Here is a 2,598-nt window from a genome sequence, read left to right as displayed (position 1 = left end):
TTATATGAGGACGACCAGACATTTAAATTCTCTCCTTTACTTTTCATATAAGTCTATCATATCTTTAAAAAAATGGTATAAACACATCGGGCTACCCAGAAAGCCCCTCGTCCCTTGTTGTCTCTTCAGTTTTTAAACACGGAAGGGACAGGCTAGCATTGATGATATTGCTAGTGGTAGAGCTAGCGTTCAATAGTTTGGAATTTAATTCAACAATTTTGGTTAGCGCCTCCATAACAGTTGCGGGGCGCTAACCAAAATTGTTCTGGGCACAACTTCATTCCTTTTTTAAGTAGCCATTCGGGATTGACAAATTTAGAGTATGAGTTTTGTGGGGCCGGTTTCAAAATGGAAAAAATTGATAGGTATTCTTCTGCATTAATAAGATTGTATCGTTTGCCATCAGGAGAAATAAAGAAAATAGACCGAGATTCCAAGGGTGACGCCACACAAACTAGGGTTCGACTGGGTACAATAAGGAGCCAATCCTTACTAATTTTTTTTTCTGTAATAAGTCGCCCCTTCTTTTGCGTCGTGCAACCTGTCACCAATAGCAACAAACTTATCGCTACACACTTCTTAAAACTCATTAGACTTGCTCGCATTTTATATTACTTTTCTTAACTAGGCGATGAACCAAAAAAGGTTTTATTATTCAAATTGTGCTCTATATAGTTTGGATTTAAGCACCCATCTTGTAATACTCTAATGCTTATTTCCTAACAGCAAATTAGTGCGCGTACAGTCTTAAACCTTCATCAAGCAACACACGGATGTCCATTTTTGCACGCGGGTTTCTGTACTTGGGCTTCGCCTTCACAAGTAGCTCAATCGGGCGGTACTGGTCTTGCTCTGTTCCTTCGGAGCTGTTGCCAACAAAATATTCGTAGCCCTCAAATTAAAAAATAATATTCTCTGCCTTACCCCTGAAACGAATACACGACAATCTTTCATGAGGTACAGTGAGCGGCAATCGTTCTCCAAATTGTTTCTGCGTAATGAACATTTCTCTCTTTTCCGCGCAGCCTGCAGCCAACAGCAACAGAGCCATTATTCCGCATCTTTTCCAACTCATTTGATTTGCCCCTCAATTCCTCTTTTTTTTACTTACTAATTCTGGCATCATCTAGCCAAGTTTTTATTATTCAGCTTTTGCTCTATATAGTTCTATTTCAAGCGCGTCGAGTGATTTCTTTCTAGCGCACGCTTATTTAATCCAATAGTTTGGGTAGGCAATTTTTCTAGTATGGACATACCTGGAGTCCTGCATAAATTAATACATCAAGATTTTTTTTAGCTCGTGAATTGAGGGGGTCGGGCTTGTGGATTGAATCAATTGGGAGAAGAATCTTTTCTGATCGCATCGGCGAACCCCTGAGCAAATATTCTTTACCATCAGGTGCAATAAAAAAAATAACTTCTACACTCTCTGCATGAAAGTCATTCGTAAACATACAAGCCAATCTCCCACGTGGCACTGTCAAGGGCCAAGCATCACCGAAATTTTGTTGTGAAACTGAAATTGGCTGACCTGGTTCACACCCCCAATTTACCCCTAGCAGCAATAAACCCATCACCGCACATTTTTTCCAATCCATACAATTCGCTCCGATACTTTTTTGGGACACAAAAACTCTACCTAATGTATAGCTGAGATACGGTCAAAATAGGACACGACATAAAGTTTTGTACCTAAATATCGAACCGAGTCTATACCCCAAATTGTGCAATTTTTTTCAAGCACCTAGCCCTTACTGATTGAGTGCTTTTAAAAAGTTGATGATTTACTGCCAATAAAAAATTTTTATTTATTATTGGGAGCAGAGTCTCTTCCCATCATATATCAGCACTCCAAGATACCTCTTTGAGCATGGGTTTACAGGATCTGGCAAGGTAATTGGATCAATTGAGGGATAGCCTGCAGTTATGGCGAAACCATTGACGGCATATTGGTTTCCGTCAGGTGCAGTAAAAATGACAGCCTGGTCTACGCAAGATAATATGCCGCTCGGTACGGTAAGCGACCACGTTTTTTTTCCATACATTTGTTGTGTAACGGCTATGCTTGCGTAAGTCCTGTACATTACTCTGGAGCCATCGAATGGATACCCCGTAGCTCTAGCATTCCGGCTCTAGAAATTTTTTCTAAAACCAGCCACTCAATTAAGGATTTAATATAGGAGTGAAATCTGCTTATATTGAGAATTTTCAATCTTCCTGACAACTACAATTTTTACATTTAAATCGCTGTTTTCCGTAAAAAGTCTTTCCATTTTTAATAAAAAAATCGCTTTGACACTTAGGACATTTCATACTTTGACCTCGAAAATCTATGTTGATTTAATATTAAACCATTACTGTGCATCACTACCCGAATGACTAATGGCTATCGAGGTTTGAAGCACGGACCTAGATTTGGATTCTTTTTTGAAAGTGGTATCACCAGTAGGATATGGGAGCTATCGGTAATTGCGCGTTTGCCGAACGTAAGGGAAAACACACAGAATATAAATTCCGTGCAATCGCGGATGGCAGTGCTGCAGAAATAGGGGAAACTGATAGATAGGTTAAATAAGAATGGGCGAAATAAACAAGGTC

General features: G+C 39.5%; 3 protein-coding genes. All 3 read right to left on the bottom strand.

The genetic code is table 11. The features are described 5' to 3' along the window. Window positions 1–1,241: 1,241 nt before the first annotated feature. On the bottom strand, window positions 1,242–1,598 hold the full coding sequence (locus tag QUA38_RS28455; RefSeq protein ID WP_333167786.1) for a DUF2511 domain-containing protein: 357 nt from the start codon (window positions 1,596–1,598) through the stop codon (window positions 1,242–1,244). Window positions 1,599–1,811: 213 nt separating this feature from the next. After that, window positions 1,812–2,045 carry a DUF2511 domain-containing protein gene (locus QUA38_RS29575; protein ID WP_445305132.1) on the bottom strand — a complete coding sequence of 78 codons (234 nt, stop codon included), beginning with the start codon at window positions 2,043–2,045 and terminating at the stop codon, window positions 1,812–1,814. Between the two features lie 163 nt (window positions 2,046–2,208). Further along, window positions 2,209–2,313 (bottom strand): transposase, encoded by a 105-nt coding sequence (locus QUA38_RS29570; protein ID WP_445305131.1) that lies wholly within the window; start codon window positions 2,311–2,313, stop codon window positions 2,209–2,211. Between the last annotated feature and the right edge of the window lie 285 nt (window positions 2,314–2,598).

The sequence above is a fragment of the Microcoleus sp. Pol12B4 genome (assembly GCF_036701385.1).
Lineage (GTDB): Bacteria > Cyanobacteriota > Cyanobacteriia > Cyanobacteriales > Microcoleaceae > Microcoleus.
The sequence above is the reverse complement of the archived record's forward strand: the minus strand, read 5'-3'. Positions and strand labels throughout refer to the sequence as shown.

Coding starts and splice junctions, on each gene's coding strand:
- QUA38_RS28455 (WP_333167786.1), bottom strand. CDS start 1,598: ATGGATTGGAAAAAATGTGCGGTGATGGGTTTATTGCTGCTAGGGGTA.
- QUA38_RS29575 (WP_445305132.1), bottom strand. CDS start 2,045: ATGTATGGAAAAAAAACGTGGTCGCTTACCGTACCGAGCGGCATATTA.
- QUA38_RS29570 (WP_445305131.1), bottom strand. CDS start 2,313: ATGAAATGTCCTAAGTGTCAAAGCGATTTTTTTATTAAAAATGGAAAG.